Origin of the sequence: Pseudomonas sp. GL-R-19 (assembly GCF_019956375.1) — a bacterium.
Taxonomy (GTDB): Bacteria; Pseudomonadota; Gammaproteobacteria; order Pseudomonadales; family Pseudomonadaceae; genus Aquipseudomonas.
The window spans coordinates 205902-228414 of record NZ_JAHBDJ010000022.1 but is presented as its reverse complement, the minus strand read 5'-3'; the positions used below and the strand labels follow the sequence as shown (position 1 = coordinate 228414).

The following is a 22513-nucleotide window of genomic DNA, read 5'->3' as shown; positions in this document are numbered from 1 at the left end:
CGGTCGGGAAGAGAAGGCAGTCAGCTCAAGGAACCCGCGCTATCATGCCGCCCAACAACGTTGAACGCGTGATTGAGGAACGGCATGACACCCTGGCTGACGGTAGTAGGCATCGGCGAAGACGGTTTCAAGGGCCTGGGCAAGAACGCCCGGCATGCACTGTTGCGCGCCTCGAAAATCTTCGGCGGCCAGCGGCATCTGGATTTGCTCCCGCCGTGCATACGCGGCGAGCGCCAGCCGTGGCCAAGTCCCTTCTGCCTGGAGTCGCTGCTGTCGCAGCGTGGCGAACCCGTCTGCGTCCTGGCCAGTGGCGACCCGATGTTCTTCGGCGTCGGCGCCAGCCTCGCCCGGCAACTCCCCGCAGTCGAGATGCTGACGCTTCCCGCACCGTCCTCCTGCTCGCTGGCCGCTGCACGAATGGGTTGGCCCTTGCAGGAGGTGGTCACACTGTCCGTGGTGGCCCGGCCTTGCGCCGCACTCAACGCCCACTTGTCCAGTGGCGTGCGTTTGCTGGTGTTGAGCAACGACGGCCGCAGCCCCGCCGCCATCGCGGCCCTGTTGCGCGAACATGGCTTCGGCCCTAGCCGTCTCACCGTGCTGGAACACCTGGGCGGTGAAGCCGAGCGGCGTATCGACGGTATCGCCAGCGACTGGAACGATCCGCTGATCGCCGACCTGAACCTGATCGCCATCGAGTGCGTCGCCGAGCCGAACACGCTGCGGCTGTCGCGACTGGCCGGCCTGCCGGACTCGGCCTTCCAGCACGACGGCCAACTGACCAAACGCGATGTGCGCGCCATCACCCTCGCGCGCCTGGCCCCGGTCCCTGGCGAACTGTTGTGGGACGTCGGCGCCGGCAGCGGCTCGATCGGCATCGAATGGATGCGCGCACACCCCAGTTGCCGCGCACTGGCCATCGAGGCGGATGCGGGCCGACAAACGTTGATCGAACACAACCGCGATGCGCTCGGGGTTCCCGGCCTGCAACTGGTTCGCGGCAGTGCGCCGCTGGCCCTGGCCGGGCTGGAGCGACCGGAGGCGATTTTCATCGGCGGCGGTGTCACCCGCGAAGGCGTGCTCGATACCTGTTGGGCCGAACTCAAACCCGGGGGCCGGCTGATTGCCAACGCAGTCACCCTGCAAAGTGAAATGACCCTGATGGCCTGGCGCGAGCAACACGGCGGGGAGTTGACGCGCATTCATATCGCCCAGGCACAACCGCTGGGCGACTTTGACACCTGGCGCCAGGCCTTGCCGATTACCTTGCTGGATGTGACGAAACCCTTCGATGCGTGACGAAACCGCCGAACAACCCGCACCACTGCGCAGCGGCCTGACCACCGGCAGTTGCGCCACGGCCACCAGCCTCGCCGCCGCGCGTCTGCTGCTGGATGGCACATCGGCCGATGCAGTGGAAATCGTGTTGCCCAAGGGCAAGCAGGTGCAGATGCGCCTGGAGTTCTGCCGCCTCACCGAGGACGGCGCCGAAGCCGGAACCCTCAAAGACGCCGGTGACGATCCGGACGTGACCCACGGTGCCCTGCTCTACTCCCAGGTGCGTCTGAGTAGCGAACCCGGGACTCGCTTCAAGGCCGGCCGCGGCGTCGGCACAGTGACCCGGCCCGGGCTGGTGCTGGGTGTCGGCGAACCGGCGATCAACCCGGTGCCGCGCAAAATGATCAGCGAACACCTGGCCCGACTGGCCGATGAACTCGGCTACAGCGGCGGCTTCGAGGTCACGGTCAATGTCGAGAACGGCGAGGCGCTGGCATTGAAAACCATGAACCCGCGCCTGGGCATTCTTGGCGGCTTGTCGATACTCGGAACCAGCGGCATCGTCCGGCCGTTTTCCTGTGCGGCCTACATCGCCTCGATCCACCAGGGCATCGACGTGGCGAAAACCAACGGTTACCTGCACATCGCCGCCTGCACCGGCAACGCCAGCGAAGACACCATGCGCCGGGTCTACAACCTGCCGGAAATCGCCCTGATCGAAATGGGCGACTTCGTTGGCGCCGTGCTCAAGCACCTGCGTAAAGTACCGGTGGAAAAACTCAGCCTGTGCGGTGGTTTCGGCAAGATCAGCAAACTGGCGGCCGGGCACATGGATTTGCACAGTCGCCATTCGAGCATCGACCTGCCGCAACTGGCGCTATGGGCGGCACAGGTCGGCGCCGATGTGGCGTTGCAGCAGAGCATCCGCGAGGCCAACACCAGCCAGCAGGCATTGGCCATGGCCGCTGCAGCCGGGGTCGCCCTGGGTGATGCAGTCTGTCAGCATGCCCTGGACTTTGCCCGCAGCGTGGTGCCGGCGCAGGTTCAAGTGGAGGTCTTTGCCATCGATCGCCAGGGCGGGATCGTTGGTCATGCGGGAGCCTTTCAATGAAGCGCATTCTCCTGCTAGGCGGCGTGACCGAAGCCATGGCCATTGCCCGCACGCTGGGACCGCAGCACATCTATAGCCTGGCTGGTGTCGGTCGGGTGCCGACGGACCTGCAATGCCAGGTTCGCGTCGGCGGCTACGGCGGTGCCGAGGGCCTGGCGCAATTCATTGGCGACGAAGGCATCGATCTGCTGCTCGATGCCACTCACCCCTACGCCGCCCAAATCAGCCAGAACGCCGCGACCGCCGCGCGCTTGAGCGGCATTCCCTGCTGGGCGCTACGGCGACAGGCCTGGCAGGCCCAGGCGGGGGATGACTGGCGGGAAGTCAGCGATTGGGCCGAATTGATCGAAGCCCTGAAACCCTTCCGTCGACCGCTGTTCACCCTCGGTCGCGAGCCCCTGCAGCACCTGGATGAAATTCCGGCGGAGCAATTCTGGACCCTGCGCGCACTGGATGTGTATCCGGGCAACGAGCGCTGTGAAGTGATCGGCGCACGTGGGCCCTTCCTGATCGACGATGAACGTGAGTTGTTCGAGCGGCGAAACATCGACGTGCTGATCAGCAAGAACAGCGGCAGCACGGCGACCGAGCCGAAGCTGGAAGTGGCGCGTGAGCGTGGTGTGCCGGTGATTGTCTTGAAGCGCCCCGAATTGCCAAGTGTGGAACGGGAGTTTGGCTCAGTGGCAGATATGCTGGGTGCCCTACCAGTGTAGGACTATTCCTAAGACCTGCTAAACCTTGCGATTCCGCTGGCAGCATTCTCAGACGAAGCTGGCTATCGACTCTACGGCCTCAATCCTATAGTTCGCCTCCCCCCTGAACCAATCAAGCGCACCCAACATCCACAGGGATGAATGGTCTCGCCCAAAAGAAAGTGCCGCTTGCCACCCTGTATCCCAAGGAATACGATTCAACATGATCGAATTTGAGCGATCCCAAGTATTTGCTGACTGGCTCAACTCGCTGAGGGACACCATCGGCAAAGCTCGAATAATCGCCAGACTCCGGGCAGCCGAGTATGGAAATTTTGGTGATTGTGAATCTGTAGGTGCTGCGGTTTATGAGATGCGCGTTCAGTACGGCCCAGGCTACAGGATGTACTTCACTCGCAGAGATGAGGTGATTTACTTGCTGTTGATCGGGGGTGACAAGTCGACTCAAAAACGAGATATCAAACGTGCTATTCAAATGGCACACAATATCGGTAATGAGGAGTAAATCATGGCCGAACAATTTACCCGTTTTGATGCCGTCGAGTTTCTCAAAACTCCGGAGGAAATGGCGGCTTATCTGGATGCCTGCTTTGAAGAAGATGCCGGAGACGGCGTGCTGATACGTGCAGCGCTCAACGATATCGCCCGAGCAAAGGGCATGACACAAATCGCCCGTGATGCCGGTCTGGGACGCGAGAGTCTTTACAAAGCGCTGAGCAGTAGTGGCAATCCGGAATTCGCGACTATCATGAAAGTTATGAAAGCCTTGGGTCTGCGCTTGCATGCCATCGCTGTCTGATTACGCTGCGACACCAGACCGCATGCCGCCTTTTTACTTATCGGCCCTGATCAGGCTAAATAGCCCGCGCCTGATCGCCCACCCAAACGGATTTTGTCCCATGTCCCGACAACGGCTCGCAATTGCCTGGATAGCCTGCTTCGCAGTGCTGTTCAACATGCTCGCCATGCCGATGTCCGGAGCGATGGCACAAACGGCTAACTCACCTGCCGAACAGTTGTTGTGGGGCAGTTTCTGCAGCTCCAGCGGCACCAGGATGGTGGCGATTTCCATCGGGGACCTTGAACAGAAAACCCCGAAAAACGACGATCATTCCAACATGCAGCATTGTTGGTGCTGCTCCGGTTCTGCGCCATTGGTGGCGTTGCCGGGGCATTCACCGCAGCTGTACTTCGCCCGCTTCGAGTCCAACCGAAGCCTGCCCGCCACCTCGCTCGACAGCCCGTCACCGCGCCAGCAATGGCCGAGTCTCAACCCCCGCGCGTCCCCTCTGGTGTGATTTTTTCTCGCAATTGACTGCGTTTTAAATCGTTCCGGAGAACTGCCATGTTGAACAAACTCATCGTTCTGGCCGCGTTGCTGCTGCCTGCCTGCTTTGCCAATGCCCACGAATACAAAGTCGGCGAACTGGAAATCGCGCATCCGTGGTCCCAGGAGTTGCCGCCCAACGCGCCCACCGTTGCGGCGTATTTCGTGATCAGCAATGAAGGCAAGACCGCCGACCGCCTGCTCAGCGTCGACACCCCCATTGCGGACGAAGCGCAATTGCATGAGCACGTGATGCAAGGCGACGTGATGAAAATGCAGCACGTACCGAGCGTGGAAGTGCCCGCCGGAGGTGAGGTCACTTTCGCACCGATGGCTTATCACGTGATGTTGCTGGGCCTCAAGGACCGCAGCCTGCTGGTTGACGGCAAGCGTTTCCCCATGACGCTGCACTTCGAGAAGTCCGGTGACGTGACGGTCGAAGTCGCGGTGCAGAAGCAGGCGCCGGATACCATGCAAGCGCACGTGCACAAGCCTTGATCGCCTGAACTGAAAACGCCCATGCGCCCGCTTAGCGCCAGGTCATCCAGGCCACGCAGTCAAGCATTGAGCCTGACACGCGGCAGCTGGATCAGCCTGTTCGCCATGCTGATGATCTTTATCGGTCCGCTGATCTCTCAGTCGATGCCGATGGATTCGCGCGCCATGTCGATGACCATGCCTGCCGGTATGAGCATGGACATGGACATGTCGGCGATGGAGCATGCCGACCATGGAACGCAAGCCACTGCCGAGCATTGCCCGCCAGCCCCGGGGCACCATGCGCTATGGGAAAAGTGCGGCTATTGCAGCCTGCTCTTCAATTGCCCGGCGCTGACCGGTGGCGTGTCTTTCGCCAACTTCGTCATCTCGCCCGTCAACACCTTCACCACGCCTTCCCCACGCCTGGGCCATGCCCGGCAAACCTTCTTCCCCGGCGCTCGCACCCGCGCCCCACCCGTCGTCGCGTAAACACTCACTTCTGATTTCACACGGTCCGCAAGACAGCCAACGCTCAATCCCACAGGGATTGCGCAGGCTGCCGGCCGTGTCGTTTACGACTGTTCGATGGAAATTGTCATGTCCAGGTTTTCTGCTGTCCCTTGCTTGAGCCCTGCCCAAGCCTCTTTTGCCCTGAACGAATCCGGCGTTCGTTTCAGGCACGCCACCGCAATCCTGTGCGGTGCATTGCTCGCGCCCTCTGCGCTCGCCGATGAGCATGCCAGTCACAGTGAAGAACTGAGCCCGACAGTGATTACCGCCGTTGCCCCCAGTTCGCCATTGACCATCGTCACCAACCCCAAGGAACCGCGCCAACCGGTGCCGGCCAGCGACGGTGCCGATTACCTGAAAACCATCCCGGGCTTCGCCATGGTGCGCAATGGCGGCACCAATGGTGACCCGGTGCTGCGCGGCATGTTCGGCTCGCGGCTGAACATCCTCACCAATGGCAGCATGATGCTCGGCGCCTGCCCGGGGAGGATGGACGCCCCGACCTCCTACATCTCGCCGGAAACCTACGACAAGCTCACCGTGATCAAAGGCCCGCAAACCGTGCTGTGGGGACCGGGTTCTTCGGCCGGCACTATCCTGTTCGACCGCGAGCCGGAGCACTTCGGCGAACTCGGCACGCGGGTCAACGCCAGCGTACTGGCTGGCTCCTACGGTCGCTTCGACAAACTGGTGGACGCCGCAGCCGGTGGACAATCGGGTTATGTGCGGGTCATCGGCAACACCGCGCACTCCGACGACTACCAGGACGGCAACAACGACACCGTGGCGTCGCGCTATGACAAATGGAACGGTGACGTGGCCGTCGGCTGGACGCCGAATACCGACACCTTGCTGGAACTGACCGCCGGCCGTGGCGATGGCGAAGCCCGCTACGCCGGGCGCGGCATGGACGGTTCGCAGTTCCTGCGCGAGAGCCTCGGCCTGCGATTTGAGCAGTCCAACATCGGCGAGGTACTGGATAAGGTCGAGGCGCAGGTCTACTACAACTACGCCGACCATGTGATGGACAACTACACCCTGCGCACGCCGTCCGGTACCGGGATGATGGCCGGGCCCATGGCCTCCAACGTCGACCGCCGCACCCTCGGCGCCCGGGTCAAGGCCACCTGGCGCTGGGCTGATGTACAACTGATCAGCGGCATCGACGCGCAGACCAACGAACATCGCCAGCGCAGCGCCATGGGTGTCGACACCTACAAGGACCTGCCGTACACCAAGGATGCCGACTTCCATAACTACGGCGTGTTCGGCGAACTGACCTGGTACGCCGCCGACCGTGACCGCCTGATCAGCGGCGCACGCCTGGACCGCGCCTCGGCCAAGGATTTTCGGCAGACCATCGGCTCGGGCATGATGACCCGCCCGAATCCGACCACCGACGACACCCGCGCCGATACCCTGCCGAGCGGTTTCATCCGCTACGAGCATGACCTGGCCGATAGCCCGACAACCTTGTATGCCGGCCTCGGTCACACCCAGCGATTCCCGGATTACTGGGAGCTGTTTTCACCCAAGTCCGGCCCCGCCGGTTCGTTGAATGCCTTCGATTCGATCAAACCGGAAAAAACCACCCAGCTCGATTTCGGCCTGCAATACAAGACCGAAGACCTCGAAGCCTGGGCCTCGGCTTACGTCGGGCAGGTGCGCGATTACATCCTGTTCAACTACACCCCGACGATGATGGGTACGACCTCGCAAGCCGAAAACATCGACGCGCGAATCATGGGCGGCGAATTGGGCGCCGCCTACAACCTCACCGACAACTGGAAAGCCGACGCGACCCTGGCCTACGCCTGGGGCAAGAACAGCAGCGATGGCAGTGCATTGCCGCAGATGCCGCCGCTGGATGCCCGTTTCGGCCTGACCTACAGCGAAGACAACTGGAGCGCCGGCGCACTGTGGAGAGTGGTCGCCGCGCAAAACCGCATCGACCAGAACAAGGGCAACGTGGTCGGCAAGGATTTCGGCAAGACGCCGGGCTTCGGCGTGTTCTCCCTCAACGGTGCCTATCGGATCAACAGCAACTGGAAGGTCAGCAGCGGCGTCGACAACCTGTTCGGCAAGGCTTACGCCGAGCACTTGAACCTGGCCGGCAATGCGGGTTTCGGCTACCCGGCCAATGACCCGCAGGCCATCAAGGAACCGGGGCGAACGCTCTGGACCAAGGTGGATATGAGTTTCTAACCCTTGAGGGCACCCGCTCCCTCTGTGGGAGCGGGCTTGCCCGCGAACGGTTGCGCAGCAACCGCAAAACAAACAACTAAAAGATCCAGCCAAGCGGAGCACTCGTGATGAAACAGCCCAAAGTGAATTACTACAACCTGGCCTGGCGCTGGCATTTCTATGCCGGATTGTTCGTTGCGCCATTCATGGTGATGCTGGCCCTGACCGGCACCGTCTACCTGTTCAAACCGCAGCTCGACTCGCTGATGTACAGCAGCCTGCTCAACGTTCCGGCCGGTCATCACACCGTGCCGGCCGACGACCTGCTGACACGGGTGAAAACAGCTTATCCACAAGGCCAGGTCACCCAGTACCTGCCACCGGTCAACGCCGAGCGCAGCGCGCAGTTTGTCGTGCTCAACGAAGACAAGGAGCTGAATGTTTTCGTCGATCCGTACCACGGCGACATCCTCGGCGAGCAAGACGCCAAGAAGAACCTGCAAGCCATCGCCCGGTCGATTCACGGCGAGTTGATGATCGGCACCATTGGCGATCGGCTGATCGAACTGGCCGCCGGTTGGGGCGTGGTGCTGGTGGTGTCCGGCATCTTCCTGTGGTGGCCGCGCGGTCAGGCGGCAGGCATTTTGTGGCCACGCCTGAACAGTCGTGGTCGCGTATTGTGGCGCGACCTGCACGCGGTCACCGGGTTCTGGGGCGCTTCCCTGCTGCTGGTGATGCTGCTCAGCGGCATGACCTGGACCGGCTTCTGGGGCAAGCAATACGCCGAAGTATGGAACGTGTTCCCGGCCGCCATGTGGGATGACGTGCCGAAGTCCGATATCGAGGCGCGCAGCCTCAACACCGCCACCCGCCAGACCGTGCCGTGGGCCATGGAAAACACGCCGATGCCGATGTCCGGCGACCATGCCGAGCACATGGCCCACGACGGTGCAGCGGCCGGCCCGGCCTCGCCGACCATCCGCCTGCAGGACGTACAAAACATCGCCAGCGAACGCAAGGTCGAACCGGGTTACAGCATCACCCTGCCGACCACTGCAACCGGCGTGTTCACCATCGCCGTATTCGCCGACGACCCGCGCAATGACGCCACGCTGCACATCGATCAATACACCGGCAAGGTCCTGGCCGATGTACGTTTCGAGCAGTACGGCAGCGTCGCCCGCGCCACGGAAATCGGCGTGATGCTGCACGAGGGCAAGATGTTCGGTGTGTTCAACCAGATCGTCGTGTTGCTGATCTGCCTGATGATTTTGCTCAGCGCGGTCAGCGGCGTGGTGATCTGGTGGAAACGCCGCCCGCAAGGAAAACTCGGCGTGCCGCCGCTGCGCCACGACCTGCCGAAATGGAAAACCGCGATGCTGATCATGTTCGCCCTGGCAGTGGTCTTCCCGTTGGTGGGTGCTTCGCTGGTGGCGGTGTGGGTGCTCGATCGTGTGCTGTTGTCGCGCTTCACCCGGCAGACTGAGAGCGCCTCATCTTCATCATGAAACAGGCGAGATGCGCCGGGCGAAAGGCACTGTAAACTCCCCGCGCATCACCTCAGCCCCATCGCGAGCAAGCTCGCTCCCACAGGGATAGCGTAAGACCTGTGGGAGCGAGCTTGCTCGCGATGGGGCCCTTGGCATCACTCAAGAGCCACTGCATGACCTCGCTGAACCTCACAAACCTCACCTGGTCCCCACTGGGCCACGGCCATTGCCACCACCAGTTCCAGCTGCGTGACGCCTCGCTACACGTGGCCGCCGGTGAGTTCGTTGGGCTGATCGGTCCCAATGGCAGCGGCAAGACCAGCCTGTTGCGATGTGCCTGGCGCTTCAACAGACCGGAAAGCGGCGAGGTCAGGCTCGATCACCAGAACGTCTGGAAACAATCCTCGCGCTGGTGTGCGCAACGCATCGCCGTGGTGTTGCAGGAGTTTCCTGATGCCTTCGGCCTGACCGTTGAGGAAGTGGTCGCCATGGGCCGCACGCCGCACAAAGGCTTGTTCGATGGCGACACCCTTGAAGACCGCGACCTGATCAATCAGGCCCTGGAATCCGTCGGCCTCAAGGGCTTCGAAGACCACGGGTTCGCCACTCTCTCCGGTGGTGAAAAACAGCGGGTCATCCTCGCCCGCGCCCTGGCCCAGCAACCACAATTGCTGATCCTCGACGAACCGACCAACCACCTCGACCCGCGTTATCAGCTTGAGCTTTTGCAGTTGGTCAAGCGCTTGAACATCGGCACCCTGGCGAGCATCCACGACCTCAATCTGGCGGCGGCTTTTTGTGACCGGCTGTACGTGATCAACCATGGCCGTATCGTCGCCAGCGGCATACCGAAAGAAGTCCTGAGCGCTGCGCTGTTGCGCAATGTGTTCGGCGTCGAAGCACTGATCGATGAACATCCACTGCACGGCTACCCACGAATCACCTGGATAACCCAACCATGACTTTGCGTTCCCTGCTGCGCTCCTGCCTCCCTCTCGTGATGCTGCTGGGCAGCGCCCAGGCATTGGCCGAAGCCACCCGTTACCCGCTGACAATCAAAAGCTGCAACCGCGAGGTGACCTTCAAGCAGGCACCGCAACACGCCCTCAGCCACGACATCAACATGACCCAGATGATGCTCGCCCTCGGCCTCAAGCCGCAGATGGCCGGTTACAGCGGCATCAGTGGCTGGAAGGCCGTGACGCCCGAGATGCAGAGCATTCTCGAAGGCCTGCCGGAACTCGCGGCCAAGTACCCGTCGGTGGAAACCCTGCTCAATGCCAACGTCGATTTCTTCTTCGCCGGCTGGGACTACGGCATGCGTATCGGCGGCGACCTCACGCCACAAACCCTGCAACCGCTGGGCATCAATGTGTATGAGCTGAGCGAATCCTGCGCCTTCGTAATGAAGCGCCCACCGGCCAGCCTCGACGACACCTACAACGACCTGCGCAACCTCGGCAGAATCTTCGATGTGCAGGACCGCGCCAATGCCCTGATCGCGAACATGCAGGCGCAAGTCGCGAATATTCGCAAAGACCTGCCCGCGGAAAAACCCCGGGTCTTCCTGTACGACAGCGGCGAAGACCGGGCCATGACCTCGGGACGACTGGGCATGCCGCAAGCGCTGATCGATGCCGCTGGCGGGCGCAATGTCCTGGAGGATGTCGACGCGAGCTGGACCCGGGTCAATTGGGAAACCGTGGTCGAGCGTAACCCGCAGGTGATCGTGATCGTCGACTACAGCGAAATAACTGCCGAACAGAAGATTCAATTCCTGCTGGGCAACAAGGCCCTGCACTCGGTGGACGCCATCAAGCACCGGCGCTTCATCGTCATCCCTTACGTGCAGGCCACGCCGGGGATCGATAACGTGCTCGCGGTCGCCACCCTGGCCAAGGGTTTCCACGGCGAATGATCAACCGTCGCTACGTCCTGTTGCTGATCGCCCTCGGCGCCCTGTTGCTGGTGTCGTGCGTGGTGTCCCTGGGTTTCGGCCCGGCGCGGGTGCCGCTGGATTTGGTGTGGCGCATCCTGTTGCACAAGCTGTTCGGTTTCGGTGTGCCGGACTGGAACCCCGGACAGGAACATATCGTCTGGCTGATTCGTGTGCCGCGCATGCTGCTCGGCGCGCTGGTGGGCGCCGGCCTGGCGTTGATCGGCGCGGTGCTGCAAGCGGTCACACGCAACCCGTTGGCTGACCCGCACCTGCTCGGCGTGACGTCCGGGGCCACACTTGGCGCGGTGATCGTGGTGCTGCATGTCGGTGAAATCGTTGGCCTGCTGACCTTGCCGATTGCGGCATTCATCGGTGCATTGCTGAGCATGCTGGTGGTGCTGTTGATTGCCAGTCGCCACGGTCGCCTCGACAGTGACCGCTTGCTGCTGTGCGGCGTGGCGGTGTCGTTCGTGATGATGGCGATTGCCAATCTGCTGCTGTTCATGGGCGACCATCGAGCCAGTTCGGCGGTGATGTTCTGGATGCTCGGCGGGCTCGGGTTGGCCCGTTGGGAGCTGCTGGCAGTGCCGACAGCCTGTGTGTTGCTCGGGCTGGTATTGCTGCTGGGCATGGCGCGACCGCTCAATGCGCTGATGGCCGGCGAGCAGACAGCGGTGACCCTGGGCCTGAATGCACGCACTGTGCGCCTGCGAGTGTTTCTGATTGCGTCATTGATGACCGGGGTGCTGGTGTCGATCAGCGGCTCGATCGGTTTTGTCGGGCTGATGGTGCCGCACATTGCGCGGCGTCTGGTCGGGGCTGAACACCGAAGATTGCTGCCGGTGTGCGTATTGCTCGGCAGCGTGTTTCTGGTCTGGGTCGACGTCGCCGCCCGGACTCTGATCGCCCCCGAAGACTTGCCCATCGGTGTTGCCACTGCGGCGATTGGCGGGTTGTTCTTCATCGGCCTGATGCGACGTCGCTGATTCACCACATCCCAAACTGTAGGAGCGAGCCTGCTCGCCCCAATGTGGCGCATGCCGGCGCACCAGTGCACGCAAGCCGTCCCCTCATGGTGCGCTGTAAAACCGTGCAACCGCTCTAGAACGACATTCCCCTGTCTTTTATCGACCGGGCACAGCCCTTGCAAAACACACCTTCAGTAGTCCGCATCTGCCAACCAAGAAAACTCATAAGTTCATGGAGATCGCACAATGAAGCGTCGCAGTTTGATCAAGGCTTTCACACTCACGGCATCCATTGCCGCGATGGGCATGACCTGGACTGTCCAGGCCGCCGAGACCATCAAGGTCGGTATTCTGCATTCGTTGTCCGGGACCATGGCGATCTCCGAAACGTCGTTGAAAGACATGGCACTGATGACCATCGACGAGATCAACGCCAAGGGCGGCGTGAACGGCAAGATGCTCGAGCCGGTGGTAGTCGACCCTGCATCGAACTGGCCGCTGTTCGCCGAGAAGGGTCGTCAGTTGCTGACCCAGGACAAGGTCGCCGTGGTGTTCGGTTGCTGGACTTCCGTGTCGCGCAAATCGGTGCTGCCGGTATTCGAAGAACTCAACGGCCTGCTGTTCTACCCGGTGCAATACGAAGGTGAAGAGATGTCGCCAAACGTGTTCTACACCGGCGCCGCGCCGAACCAGCAGGCGATCCCTGCCGTTGAATACTTGATGAGCGAAGAAGGCGGCAGCGCCAAGCGCTACTTCCTGCTCGGCACCGACTACGTCTACCCGCGCACCACCAACAAGATCCTGCGTTCGTTCCTGCACTCCAAAGGCGTGGCCGACAAGGACATCGAAGAGGTTTACACCCCGTTCGGCCACAGCGACTACCAGACCATCGTCGCCAACATCAAGAAGTTCTCGGCCGGTGGCAAGACAGCGGTTATCTCCACCGTCAACGGCGACTCCAACGTGCCTTTCTACAAAGAACTGGCGAACCAGGGCCTGAAAGCCACCGACGTTCCGGTCGTGGCGTTTTCGGTCGGCGAAGAAGAACTGCGCGGCATCGACACCAAGCCACTGGTGGGCAACCTGGCGGCGTGGAACTACTTCGAATCGGTCGAGAACCCGGTGAACAAGAAGTTCGTCGATGACTGGAAAGCCTACGCGAAGAAACACAACCTGCCGGGCGCCGACAAGGCGGTGACCAACGACCCGATGGAGGCCACTTATGTCGGCATCCACATGTGGGCGCAAGCGGCGGAAAAAGCCAAATCCACCGACGTCGACAAAGTCCGCGAAGCCCTGGCCGGCCAGACGTTTGCCGCGCCGTCCGGTTACACCCTGACCATGGACAAGACCAACCACCACCTGCACAAGCCGGTGATGATCGGCGAGATCCAGGCCGACGGTCAGTTCAATGTGGTGTGGCAGACAGAAGGGCCAATCCGCGCCCAGCCGTGGAGTCCGTTCATCCCGGGTAACGACAAGAAGCCGGAGTATGCGGTGAAGAGCAACTGAGTCATTGGGTGTCGAGCAGCACGACATTGCTCGGCCCGACACAAATCCTGCAGGAGCTGGCTTGCCAGCGAAGCCTTTGGCGTCAGTCAGTACGCCTTCGCTGCGATGCGGCGACCCGACAAGCCAGCTCCTACAAGGTCCGCGTATCACCAGGACATTTGACATGCCCACCGCCCTTTACCGCTTTTTCCTTGCCATCGCACTTTTATTGCCGATGGCCGCCCACGCCGGTGACGCCGAAGACTTCGTCGCCGCCAATCCCGTGCAGCAGGCCAAGTTGCTGGAAACCTGGGCCGCGCAGCCCGACCCAGCCCGTATCGAGTTGATCAATGCCCTGCAACAAGGCGAATTGACCCTCGACGGCCAACCGAAAACTCTGCGCCTGAACAACCGCCTGCGGGGGCTGATCGACACCGCGCTGGCCAGCCATCAGTTGCTCGCCGCCGACGCCAAAACTCGTCTGGTGGCTGCGCAGCATTTACAGAAAAGCGCCAAACCGGCGCAGTTGAAATTCCTCGACCAGCAGCTCGCTGGCGAACGGGATGAAGGTGTTCACGCGGCATTGAGCCTCGCCTTGGCCAACTTGCAATTGGTGGACGCAGATCCGGCCGTGCGCCTCGCCGCTGTGCGCCTGCTCGGCGAAACCGGCGAGCCGCTGGCCCGCACCCGTCTCGAAAACCTGCTGGAGCCGGGCGTTGAAACCGACGCGAATGTACGTACCGCCGCTGAAACCAGCCTCGCTCAAGTCAAACGCAAACTGTTGGTCGGCGAGCTCCTGGGGCAGGCCTTCAGTGGCATGTCCCTGGGATCGATTCTGCTGCTCGCCGCCCTCGGTCTGGCGATCACCTTCGGCCTGCTCGGCGTGATCAACATGGCCCATGGCGAGATGCTGATGCTCGGCGCCTACTCGACCTACGTGGTGCAGTTGATGTTCCAGCGCTTCGCCCCGCAGGCCATCGAGTTCTATCCGCTGATCGCGTTGCCGGTGGCATTTTTTGTCACCGCTGCCATCGGCATGGCGCTGGAGCGTACGGTGATTCGCCACCTCTATGGCCGTCCACTGGAAACCCTGCTCGCCACCTGGGGCATCAGCCTCATGCTGATCCAACTGGTTCGACTGGTGTTCGGCGCCCAGAACGTCGAAGTGGCCAACCCGGCCTGGCTGTCGGGCGGAATTCAAGTACTGCCCAATCTCGTGCTGCCCTATAGCCGCATCGTCATCATTGCCTTTGCCTTGTTTGTGGTGGTGCTCACGTGGCTGTTGCTGAACAGGACTCGCCTGGGTCTCAACGTGCGCGCAGTCACCCAGAACCGCAACATGGCCGCCTGCTGCGGCGTCCCGACCGGGCGCGTGGACATGCTCGCCTTCGGCCTCGGCTCGGGCATCGCCGGCCTCGGTGGCGTGGCCCTGAGCCAGATCGGCAACGTCGGCCCGGACCTCGGCCAGAGTTACATCATCGACTCTTTCCTGGTGGTGGTGCTCGGCGGCGTCGGTCAGTTGGCCGGTAGCGTACTGGCGGCGTTTGGCTTAGGGATCGCCAACAAGATTCTCGAACCGCAGATCGGTGCCGTGCTCGGCAAGATCCTCATCCTCGCGCTGATCATTCTGTTCATCCAGAAACGTCCGCAAGGCCTCTTCGCACTCAAAGGACGGGTGATCGACTGATGAACCAGCCCCTGCTCGTTACCGCGACCCAAAAAGCCGGCCCCAAAGTCTCGATTGCCGTAGGTGCAGTGATCCTCGTTGTGCTGCTGGCGTTACCGCTGCTATCGCTGTTATCGCCCGACAGCACGTTTCACGTTTCGGCCTACACACTGACACTGGTGGGCAAGATCCTTTGCTACGCCATCGTCGCCCTGGCGCTCGATCTGGTGTGGGGTTACGCCGGCCTGCTGTCCCTCGGCCACGGCCTGTTCTTCGCCCTCGGTGGTTATGCCATGGGCATGTACCTGATGCGCCAGGCCTCGGGCGATGGTTTGCCGGCGTTCATGACGTTCCTGTCGTGGACCGAAATGCCATGGTTCTGGACCGGCACCAGCAGCTTCCTCTGGACCCTGTGCCTGGTGGTATTGGCGCCGGGGCTGCTGGCGTTGCTGTTCGGCTTCTTCGCCTTTCGTTCGCGGATCAAGGGCGTGTATTTCTCAATCATGACCCAGGCCCTGACCTTCGCCGGCATGTTGTTGTTCTTCCGCAATGAAACCGGCTTCGGCGGCAACAACGGTTTCACCAACTTCCGCACGATTCTTGGCTTTGGCATCACCGAACCAGGTACCCGCGCCGTGCTGTTTTTCGCCACTGTGCTGTTGCTGGTGGCGAGCCTGTACATCGGCTGGCGCCTGGCGCAGAGCAAGTTCGGCCGGGTCCTGACCGCGCTGCGCGATGCGGAAAACCGGTTGATGTTCTGCGGCTACGACCCGCGCGGTTTCAAGCTGTTCGTCTGGGTATTGAGCGCGGTGTTGTGCGGTCTGGCCGGTGCGTTGTACGTGCCGCAAGTCGGCATCATCAACCCGAGCGAAATGTCGCCGACCAACTCGATCGAAGCGGCAGTCTGGGTGGCTCTCGGTGGGCGCGGCACCTTGATCGGTCCGCTGCTCGGCGCCGGCGTGGTCAACGGCATGAAGAGCTGGTTCACCGTGGCGTTCCCCGAGTACTGGCTGTTCTTCCTCGGCGCGTTGTTCATCATCGTGACCCTGTATCTACCCAAAGGCGTGATCGGTCTCTTGAAGAAAAGAGGTGAGCAATGAGAGTCACTGCAACCGCTGAATTCATGCTCGAACCGGCTTTTTTTCCTGTAGAGCCCAACAAGGACGCAGGCAGCAGCCGCGATGCCATCGGCCTCGGCCAGCGTGTCGGCCCCGGCCTCAACACCCGTCACGGCACCATCCTGACCCTGGAAGACATCAGCGTCAGCTTCGACGGCTTCCGCGCACTGAACAGCCTGAACCTGTACATCGGCGTCGGCGAACTGCGTTGCATCATCGGCCCCAACGGCGCGGGCAAGACCACGCTGATGGACGTGATCACCGGCAAGACCCGTCCCAGTCACGGCAAGGCCTGGTACGGCGAAACCCTGGACCTGACGCAAATGAGCGAAGTGCAGATCGCCCAGGCCGGTATCGGCCGCAAGTTCCAGAAGCCGACGGTGTTCGAGGCCCTGACGGTGTTCGAGAACCTGGAACTGGCACAGAAAACCGACAAATCCGTTTGGGCCAGCCTGCGGGCGCGCTTGAACGGCGAGCAGAAAGACCGCATCGACGAAGTGCTGGAGACCATTCGCCTGACCTCCTCGGTCAATCGCCCGGCGGGCCTGTTGTCCCACGGCCAGAAGCAGTTCCTGGAGATCGGCATGTTGTTGATGCAGGACCCGCAATTGCTGCTGCTCGATGAACCGGTCGCGGGCATGACCGACGCCGAAACCGAATTCACCGCCGAGCTGTTCAAGACCCTGGCCGGCAAGCACTCGCTGATGGTAGTCGAGCACGATATGGGCTTCGTCGGTTCGATTGCCGACCACGTTACTGTGCTGCATCAGGGCAGTGTGCTGGCCGAAGGGTCACTGGAGCAGGTGCAGGACAACGAGCGGGTGATCGAGGTTTATCTCGGTCGCTGATTGCTCTTTGTAGGAGCGAGCTTGCTCGCGATGGAGGTTAACGATGACGCGGGCTGCCTGAATGTACGCGTCGATCTCTGGCTCATCGCGAGCAAGCTCGCTCCTACAAGGGATCTGAGGAGAATTTTGGAATGCTGCAAGTCGACAAGCTGCACCAGTACTACGGCGGAAGCCACATCCTGCGCGGTCTGACATTTGACGTGAAAGTCGGTGAAGTCACCTGCCTGCTCGGGCGTAACGGCGTGGGCAAGACCACCCTGCTCAAGTGCCTGATGGGTTTGCTGCCGGCCAAGGAAGGCGCAGTGAACTGGGAAGGTAAACCGATCACTACGTTCAAGCCGCACCAGCGTGTGCATGCCGGCATCGCTTACGTACCGCAGGGCCGGGAAATCTTCGGCCGCCTGACCGTGGAAGAAAACCTGCTGATGGGGCTGTCGCGTTTTCCCGGCAGCGAAGCCAGGGAAGTCCCTGCCTTCATCTACGAACTGTTCCCGGTGCTGCTGCAAATGAAGCAACGGCGCGGCGGCGACCTGTCCGGTGGCCAGCAACAGCAACTGGCCATTGGTCGGGCGCTGGCCAGCCGCCCTCGTCTGCTGATCCTCGACGAGCCCACCGAAGGCATCCAGCCGTCGGTAATCAAGGAGATCGGTGCCGTGATCAAAAAACTCGCCGCACGGGGTGACATGGCGATTCTGCTGGTGGAGCAGTTCTACGATTTCGCAGCCGAACTGGCTGACCAGTACCTGGTGATGTCCCGAGGCGAGATCGTGCAACAGGGTCGCGGAGAGAATATGGAAGCCGAAGGTGTGCGCGGTCTGGTTACGATCTAATCTGTAGTGTCCTGACGATAATCAGAAATCATGAATTTACCTGCTCAAACAACGCTGTTCACCCCGAGCTGGCACGCCGAGCTGGAGCTGGGTTACGCCCGCTTCGGCGATAGCACACGTCCGATCCAGCGCCGCCACTTGGGTCCGCTGCGGGTACAAAAGCATCTGTATGCCGAAGGGCCTGAAGTCTGCCAACACATCATCGTCCACCCGCCAGGCGGGATTGCCGGCGGTGATCGGCTGGATATTTCAGCCCGCGTCGAGCGCGATGCCTGGGCGCAGATCACCAGCCCCGGCGCGGCCAAGTGGTATCGCGCCGCCGGCCCCGCCTATCAGCAGCTGAAGTTGAAGGTGGCAGCCGGTGCGACTCTGGAATGGCTGCCCCAGGAGACGATCATTTTCAGCGCGGCCCAGGCTGAACTCAGCACCTGCATCGACCTTGAAAGCGATGCACGGCTGTTCTATTGGGACGTCGTGGCGCTGGGCCGGCCGGCCAGTGGCGAGCGCTTCGACCTTGGGCACTTCCAGGCACATCTGGATATCTGCCGCGACGGCCAGTTGCTCTGGCATGAACGCCAGCGCGTTGTCGGGGCGGACGGCTTGCTCGATTCACCCATCGGGCTGGACGGGCAACCGGTGTTTGCGACGTTGTTGGTGACGGGTGAGATCGATAGCGAACTGCTGGAAACCTGCCGCTCGCTGCCCAACGACGTGCGCGGGGATTTGACCCAATTGCCGGGGTTGCTGGTTGCCCGATGCCTGGCCAGTGAGGCGCTGTTGGCGCGGGGATGGCTGATTGATTTGTGGCGATTGCTCAGGCCGGCGTTGCTCGGTCGCGAGGCCGTGCCACCCCGAATATGGAACACCTGACACCGATTCCTGTAGGAGCTGGCTTGTCGGGTCGCCTACAGGAGGGCGGCCTGACAAATTCAAGACCTTTTCAACAGCCTAATATGGATTCTCAACGATGGACCTGACCCCACGCGAAAAAGACAAGCTGCTGATCTTCACCGCCGGCCTGGTGGCCGAGCGGCGTTTGGCTCGCGGCGTGAAACTCAATTACCCGGAAGCCATGGCCTACATCTGCGCCGCGCTGCTTGAAGGCGCACGCGACGGGCAGACGGTGGCCGAGCTGATGCACTTGGGAACCACCCTGCTGACCCGCGAACAAGTGATGGAAGGAATCCCGGAAATGATCCCGGAAGTCCAGGTCGAGGCCACCTTCCCCGACGGCACCAAACTGGTCACCGTCCACCAACCCATCGCCTGAGGCCGCGCCATGACTTACCACATCCGCGATGCCGTGCATGCCGATCTGCCGGCCATCCGCGACATCTACAACGACGCGGTGCTCAACACCACGGCGATCTGGAACGAGCACGCGGTCGACCTCGACAACCGTCAGGCCTGGTTCAGCGCCCGGCAATCCCAGGCTTATCCGATTCTGGTGATCGTCGATGCCGACGACACGGTGCTCGGGTACGCCTCGTTCGGCGACTGGCGGCCCTTCGACGGTTTCCGCCACACCGTCGAGCACTCGGTCTATGTGCGCAGCGACCAGCGCGGCAACGGCCTCGGCCCGCAATTGATGCAAGCGCTGATCGAACGCGCCAAAGGCTGCGGCAAGCACGTGATGGTCGCGGCTATCGAAAGCGGTAACGCTGCCTCCATTCGCTTGCATGAGCGCATCGGCTTTATCACCACCGGGCAAATGCCGCAGGTCGGCACCAAGTTTGGCCGCTGGCTGGATCTGACCTTCATGCAACTGACCCTGAATCCCGGCGCGCAGCCGCCAAGCATCAACCAGGAGTAATCCCCGATGAACGCCGCCCAACTGCGACGCGTCAACGTAGAAAGCTTTGCGCATTATCGTCAGGGCCTGATCGACCTGCTGCTCGATGCCGTCGGCTATGGCGCCAGTGTCGGCTTCATGGCTGAACTCGATGCCACCCAGGCGCGTGCGTATTTCGATGAGGTTCAGGAGAACCTGAACAAGGGCAATGTGTTGCTGTGGGTGGTGGTCAAGGACGAGCAGGTGCAGGCCAGTGTGCAACTGAGTCTGTGCCAGAAAGCCAACGGCCTGAACCGTGCCGAAGTGCAGAAGCTGCTGGTGCGCGAACATGCGCGGCGTCGCGGCCTGGGCCAGCAACTGATGAGCGCGCTGGAGGCGGCAGCCCTGCAGCACAAGCGCGGCATGCTTTATCTCGACACCGAGGCCGGCTCGCCCGCCGAAGCCTTCTACCAATCGCTGGGCTATACCCGCGCCGGTGAAATCCCCGACTACGCCTGCGACCCGAGTGGCCGCTACAAGCCGACTGCCCTCTACTACAAGATTCTCCAAGGAGCCCATTGATGATTCCCGGTGAATACCAGATCCAGCCCGGCGAGATCGAGCTCAACGCTGGCCGGCGCACCCTCAGCCTCAAGGTGGCCAACAGTGGCGACCGGCCAATCCAGGTCGGCTCGCATTACCACTTTTTCGAAACCAACGATGCCCTGACGTTCGACCGCGCTGCCAGTCGCGGCATGCGCCTGAACATCCCGGCCGGCACGGCGGTGCGTTTCGAACCGGGGCAGAGTCGCGAGGTCGAGTTGGTGGACCTGGCCGGGCATCGCCGGGTGTTCGGCTTTGCCGGGCGGATCATGGGTGATCTCTAAGTCATGCAGCGCCAGTACCGGCCCCTTCGCCGGCAAGCCGGCTCCTACAGGGAATCGCATTCCAACACCGCTATTGCGGCGAAATCCATTCCCCCTGTAGGAGCTGCGATGCGGCGTTCCGACTTGCCAGCGAAAGCGAGCACCGCGAGCGGTCTCCAAATCAATTGAATCTCAAGGCATGCGCATGAAAATCTCAAGACAAGCCTACGCCGACATGTTCGGTCCCACCGTCGGTGACAAGGTGCGGCTGGCCGATACCGAGTTATGGATCGAAGTGGAACAGGACTTCACCACCTACGGCGAAGAAGTGAAATTCGGCGGCGGCAAAGTCATCCGCGACGGCCAGGGCCAGAGCCAGTTACTGGCCGCGGAAGTGGTCGACACTCTGATTACCAACGCGTTGATCATCGACCACTGGGGCATCGTCAAGGCCGACGTCGGCCTCAAGGACGGGCGCATCGCCGCGATCGGCAAGGCCGGCAATCCGGACATCCAGCCCAATGTCACCATCGCCATCGGCGCCAGCACTGAAGTGATCGCCGGTGAGGGCATGATCCTCACCGCCGGCGGCATCGACACCCATATCCACTTCATCTGCCCGCAGCAGATCGAAGAGGCGTTGATGAGCGGCGTTACCACCATGATCGGTGGCGGCACCGGGCCGGCCACCGGCACCAATGCGACCACGTGCACCTCCGGGCCGTGGCACCTGGCGCGCATGCTCCAGGCCGCCGATGCCTTTGCGATGAACATCGGCCTCACCGGCAAAGGCAACGCCAGCCTGCCGGAGCCGTTGATCGAACAGGTCAAGGCCGGCGCCATCGGCCTCAAGCTGCACGAAGACTGGGGCACCACGCCGGCGAGCATCGACAACTGCCTGAACGTGGCCGATCAGTACGACGTGCAGGTGGCAATCCACACCGACACCCTCAACGAGTCGGGCTTCGTCGAAACCACCCTCGCCGCCTTCAAGGGCCGCACCATTCACACCTACCACACCGAAGGCGCCGGTGGCGGCCACGCGCCGGACATCATCAAGGCCTGCGGTTTTGCCAACGTGCTGCCGAGCTCGACCAACCCGACCCGGCCGTTCACCCGCAACACCATCGACGAACACCTCGACATGCTGATGGTCTGCCACCACCTGGACCCGAGCATTGCCGAAGACGTGGCCTTCGCCGAAAGCCGCATCCGCCGCGAAACCATCGCGGCCGAAGACATCCTCCACGACCTCGGCGCCTTCTCGATGATCAGCTCCGACAGTCAGGCCATGGGCCGGGTCGGCGAAGTCATCACGCGTACCTGGCAGACCGCCGACAAGATGAAAAAACAACGCGGCCCGCTACCCGGCGACGGTGAAGGCAACGACAACTTCCGCGCCAAACGCTACATCGCCAAATACACCATCAACCCGGCGATCACCCACGGCATCAGCCATGAAGTGGGTTCGGTCGAAGTGGGCAAATGGGCGGATCTGGTGCTCTGGCGCCCGGCGTTTTTCGGCGTGAAACCGACGCTGATTCTCAAGGGCGGTGCCATTGCGGCCAGCCTGATGGGTGACGCCAATGCCTCTATCCCGACGCCGCAACCGGTGCATTACCGCCCGATGTTCGCCAGCTTTGGCGGCTCGCTGCACGCCACCAGCCTGACCTTCATCAGCCAGGCGGCGCAGCAGGCCGGCTTGCCGGAAGCCTTGGGTCTGAAGAAGAAAATCGCCGTGGTCAAAGGTTGTCGCAACGTGCAGAAAAGCGACCTGATCCACAACGATTACCTGCCGGATATCGACGTCGATCCTCAAACTTATCAGGTCAAGGCTGACGGTGTGTTGCTGTGGTGTGAGCCAGCGGAAACCCTGCCAATGGCCCAGCGCTACTTCCTGTTCTGAGCAATGCAAGAAGCCCCGGA

General features: G+C 61.8%; 24 protein-coding genes. All 24 read left to right on the top strand.

Annotated elements, in window-relative coordinates; translation table 11 throughout:
- The first annotated feature begins 84 nt into the window (after positions 1-84).
- Positions 85-1296 (top strand): precorrin-6y C5,15-methyltransferase (decarboxylating) subunit CbiE, encoded by a 1212-nt coding sequence (gene cbiE, locus KGA83_RS13750; RefSeq protein WP_108218485.1) that lies wholly within the window; start codon positions 85-87, stop codon positions 1294-1296.
- Positions 1289-2386: a cobalt-precorrin-5B (C(1))-methyltransferase gene (locus KGA83_RS13745; RefSeq protein WP_108218484.1), complete on the top strand. Its 1098-nt coding sequence runs from the start codon at positions 1289-1291 to the stop codon at positions 2384-2386. Before cbiE ends, KGA83_RS13745 begins: the two co-directional genes overlap by 8 nt.
- Positions 2383-3099 carry a cobalt-precorrin-6A reductase gene (locus tag KGA83_RS13740; RefSeq protein WP_108218483.1) on the top strand — a complete coding sequence of 239 codons (717 nt, stop codon included), beginning with the start codon at positions 2383-2385 and terminating at the stop codon, positions 3097-3099. Before KGA83_RS13745 ends, KGA83_RS13740 begins: the two co-directional genes overlap by 4 nt.
- Before the next feature lie 202 nt (positions 3100-3301).
- Complete coding sequence (locus tag KGA83_RS13735; protein ID WP_108218482.1) at positions 3302-3604, top strand: type II toxin-antitoxin system RelE/ParE family toxin; 303 nt, start codon at positions 3302-3304, stop codon at positions 3602-3604.
- A 3-nt stretch (positions 3605-3607) separates the two neighbouring features.
- Entirely contained in the window at positions 3608-3898 is a 291-nt protein-coding gene (locus KGA83_RS13730) for an addiction module antidote protein (RefSeq protein WP_007994260.1), read from the top strand.
- A gap of 100 nt (positions 3899-3998) precedes the next feature.
- On the top strand, positions 3999-4397 hold the full coding sequence (locus KGA83_RS13725) for a DUF2946 domain-containing protein (RefSeq protein WP_108218481.1): 399 nt from the start codon (positions 3999-4001) through the stop codon (positions 4395-4397).
- A gap of 47 nt (positions 4398-4444) precedes the next feature.
- A complete protein-coding gene (locus tag KGA83_RS13720; protein ID WP_108218480.1) occupies positions 4445-4924 on the top strand; it encodes a copper chaperone PCu(A)C in 480 nt (159 codons plus the stop codon).
- A 21-nt stretch (positions 4925-4945) separates the two neighbouring features.
- The gene (locus tag KGA83_RS13715) at positions 4946-5395 is read left to right on the top strand and encodes a DUF2946 domain-containing protein (RefSeq protein ID WP_108218479.1); all 450 of its coding nucleotides are present in this window, start codon (positions 4946-4948) and stop codon (positions 5393-5395) included.
- 108 nt (positions 5396-5503) lie between these two features.
- Complete coding sequence (locus tag KGA83_RS13710; protein WP_115947741.1) at positions 5504-7621, top strand: TonB-dependent copper receptor; 2118 nt, start codon at positions 5504-5506, stop codon at positions 7619-7621.
- A gap of 107 nt (positions 7622-7728) precedes the next feature.
- Positions 7729-9108, top strand: a complete 1380-nt coding sequence (locus tag KGA83_RS13705; RefSeq protein WP_223529904.1) for a PepSY-associated TM helix domain-containing protein — start codon at positions 7729-7731, stop codon at positions 9106-9108.
- 155 nt (positions 9109-9263) lie between these two features.
- Positions 9264-10052 carry an ABC transporter ATP-binding protein gene (locus tag KGA83_RS13700; protein ID WP_108218476.1) on the top strand — a complete coding sequence of 263 codons (789 nt, stop codon included), beginning with the start codon at positions 9264-9266 and terminating at the stop codon, positions 10050-10052.
- Positions 10049-11008 carry an ABC transporter substrate-binding protein gene (locus tag KGA83_RS13695; RefSeq protein WP_108218475.1) on the top strand — a complete coding sequence of 320 codons (960 nt, stop codon included), beginning with the start codon at positions 10049-10051 and terminating at the stop codon, positions 11006-11008. The genes KGA83_RS13700 and KGA83_RS13695 overlap by 4 nt, the downstream gene beginning before the upstream one ends.
- On the top strand, positions 11005-12015 hold the full coding sequence (locus tag KGA83_RS13690) for a FecCD family ABC transporter permease (RefSeq protein ID WP_223529903.1): 1011 nt from the start codon (positions 11005-11007) through the stop codon (positions 12013-12015). Before KGA83_RS13695 ends, KGA83_RS13690 begins: the two co-directional genes overlap by 4 nt.
- A 228-nt stretch (positions 12016-12243) precedes the next feature.
- Positions 12244-13509: an urea ABC transporter substrate-binding protein gene (gene urtA / locus KGA83_RS13685; protein ID WP_223529901.1), complete on the top strand. Its 1266-nt coding sequence runs from the start codon at positions 12244-12246 to the stop codon at positions 13507-13509.
- Between the two features lie 163 nt (positions 13510-13672).
- Entirely contained in the window at positions 13673-15175 is a 1503-nt protein-coding gene (urtB, locus tag KGA83_RS13680) for an urea ABC transporter permease subunit UrtB (protein WP_223529900.1), read from the top strand.
- Positions 15175-16254: an urea ABC transporter permease subunit UrtC gene (urtC, locus tag KGA83_RS13675; RefSeq protein WP_223529899.1), complete on the top strand. Its 1080-nt coding sequence runs from the start codon at positions 15175-15177 to the stop codon at positions 16252-16254. Before urtB ends, urtC begins: the two co-directional genes overlap by 1 nt.
- Positions 16251-17120 (top strand): urea ABC transporter ATP-binding protein UrtD, encoded by an 870-nt coding sequence (gene urtD / locus KGA83_RS13670; protein ID WP_108218470.1) that lies wholly within the window; start codon positions 16251-16253, stop codon positions 17118-17120. Before urtC ends, urtD begins: the two co-directional genes overlap by 4 nt.
- Before the next feature lie 131 nt (positions 17121-17251).
- Positions 17252-17950 (top strand): urea ABC transporter ATP-binding subunit UrtE, encoded by a 699-nt coding sequence (gene urtE, locus KGA83_RS13665; protein WP_060542795.1) that lies wholly within the window; start codon positions 17252-17254, stop codon positions 17948-17950.
- A 30-nt stretch (positions 17951-17980) separates the two neighbouring features.
- The gene (locus KGA83_RS13660) at positions 17981-18820 is read left to right on the top strand and encodes an urease accessory protein UreD (RefSeq protein ID WP_223529898.1); all 840 of its coding nucleotides are present in this window, start codon (positions 17981-17983) and stop codon (positions 18818-18820) included.
- A 97-nt stretch (positions 18821-18917) separates the two neighbouring features.
- Positions 18918-19220 (top strand): urease subunit gamma, encoded by a 303-nt coding sequence (ureA, locus tag KGA83_RS13655; RefSeq protein WP_108218467.1) that lies wholly within the window; start codon positions 18918-18920, stop codon positions 19218-19220.
- 9 nt (positions 19221-19229) lie between these two features.
- On the top strand, positions 19230-19763 hold the full coding sequence (locus tag KGA83_RS13650) for a GNAT family N-acetyltransferase (RefSeq protein WP_223529897.1): 534 nt from the start codon (positions 19230-19232) through the stop codon (positions 19761-19763).
- Between the two features lie 6 nt (positions 19764-19769).
- The gene (locus KGA83_RS13645; protein ID WP_108218465.1) at positions 19770-20303 is read left to right on the top strand and encodes a GNAT family N-acetyltransferase; all 534 of its coding nucleotides are present in this window, start codon (positions 19770-19772) and stop codon (positions 20301-20303) included.
- Positions 20303-20608, top strand: a complete 306-nt coding sequence (locus tag KGA83_RS13640; protein WP_108218464.1) for an urease subunit beta — start codon at positions 20303-20305, stop codon at positions 20606-20608. Before KGA83_RS13645 ends, KGA83_RS13640 begins: the two co-directional genes overlap by 1 nt.
- 184 nt (positions 20609-20792) lie before the next feature.
- Positions 20793-22493, top strand: coding sequence for an urease subunit alpha (ureC, locus tag KGA83_RS13635; RefSeq protein ID WP_108218504.1), 1701 nt, complete (start codon positions 20793-20795; stop codon positions 22491-22493).
- Positions 22494-22513: the final 20 nt, after the last annotated feature.

Bases quoted from the DNA above. Each gene is read 5' to 3' on its own strand.
- cbiE (WP_108218485.1), top strand. From the start codon at position 85: ATGACACCCTGGCTGACGGTAGTAGGCATCGGCGAAGACGGTTTCAAG.
- KGA83_RS13745 (WP_108218484.1), top strand. From the start codon at position 1,289: ATGCGTGACGAAACCGCCGAACAACCCGCACCACTGCGCAGCGGCCTG.
- KGA83_RS13740 (WP_108218483.1), top strand. From the start codon at position 2,383: ATGAAGCGCATTCTCCTGCTAGGCGGCGTGACCGAAGCCATGGCCATT.
- KGA83_RS13735 (WP_108218482.1), top strand. From the start codon at position 3,302: ATGATCGAATTTGAGCGATCCCAAGTATTTGCTGACTGGCTCAACTCG.
- KGA83_RS13730 (WP_007994260.1), top strand. From the start codon at position 3,608: ATGGCCGAACAATTTACCCGTTTTGATGCCGTCGAGTTTCTCAAAACT.
- KGA83_RS13725 (WP_108218481.1), top strand. From the start codon at position 3,999: ATGTCCCGACAACGGCTCGCAATTGCCTGGATAGCCTGCTTCGCAGTG.
- KGA83_RS13720 (WP_108218480.1), top strand. From the start codon at position 4,445: ATGTTGAACAAACTCATCGTTCTGGCCGCGTTGCTGCTGCCTGCCTGC.
- KGA83_RS13715 (WP_108218479.1), top strand. From the start codon at position 4,946: ATGCGCCCGCTTAGCGCCAGGTCATCCAGGCCACGCAGTCAAGCATTG.
- KGA83_RS13710 (WP_115947741.1), top strand. From the start codon at position 5,504: ATGTCCAGGTTTTCTGCTGTCCCTTGCTTGAGCCCTGCCCAAGCCTCT.
- KGA83_RS13705 (WP_223529904.1), top strand. From the start codon at position 7,729: ATGAAACAGCCCAAAGTGAATTACTACAACCTGGCCTGGCGCTGGCAT.
- KGA83_RS13700 (WP_108218476.1), top strand. From the start codon at position 9,264: ATGACCTCGCTGAACCTCACAAACCTCACCTGGTCCCCACTGGGCCAC.
- KGA83_RS13695 (WP_108218475.1), top strand. From the start codon at position 10,049: ATGACTTTGCGTTCCCTGCTGCGCTCCTGCCTCCCTCTCGTGATGCTG.
- KGA83_RS13690 (WP_223529903.1), top strand. From the start codon at position 11,005: ATGATCAACCGTCGCTACGTCCTGTTGCTGATCGCCCTCGGCGCCCTG.
- urtA (WP_223529901.1), top strand. From the start codon at position 12,244: ATGAAGCGTCGCAGTTTGATCAAGGCTTTCACACTCACGGCATCCATT.
- urtB (WP_223529900.1), top strand. From the start codon at position 13,673: ATGCCCACCGCCCTTTACCGCTTTTTCCTTGCCATCGCACTTTTATTG.
- urtC (WP_223529899.1), top strand. From the start codon at position 15,175: ATGAACCAGCCCCTGCTCGTTACCGCGACCCAAAAAGCCGGCCCCAAA.
- urtD (WP_108218470.1), top strand. From the start codon at position 16,251: ATGAGAGTCACTGCAACCGCTGAATTCATGCTCGAACCGGCTTTTTTT.
- urtE (WP_060542795.1), top strand. From the start codon at position 17,252: ATGCTGCAAGTCGACAAGCTGCACCAGTACTACGGCGGAAGCCACATC.
- KGA83_RS13660 (WP_223529898.1), top strand. From the start codon at position 17,981: ATGAATTTACCTGCTCAAACAACGCTGTTCACCCCGAGCTGGCACGCC.
- ureA (WP_108218467.1), top strand. From the start codon at position 18,918: ATGGACCTGACCCCACGCGAAAAAGACAAGCTGCTGATCTTCACCGCC.
- KGA83_RS13650 (WP_223529897.1), top strand. From the start codon at position 19,230: ATGACTTACCACATCCGCGATGCCGTGCATGCCGATCTGCCGGCCATC.
- KGA83_RS13645 (WP_108218465.1), top strand. From the start codon at position 19,770: ATGAACGCCGCCCAACTGCGACGCGTCAACGTAGAAAGCTTTGCGCAT.
- KGA83_RS13640 (WP_108218464.1), top strand. From the start codon at position 20,303: ATGATTCCCGGTGAATACCAGATCCAGCCCGGCGAGATCGAGCTCAAC.
- ureC (WP_108218504.1), top strand. From the start codon at position 20,793: ATGAAAATCTCAAGACAAGCCTACGCCGACATGTTCGGTCCCACCGTC.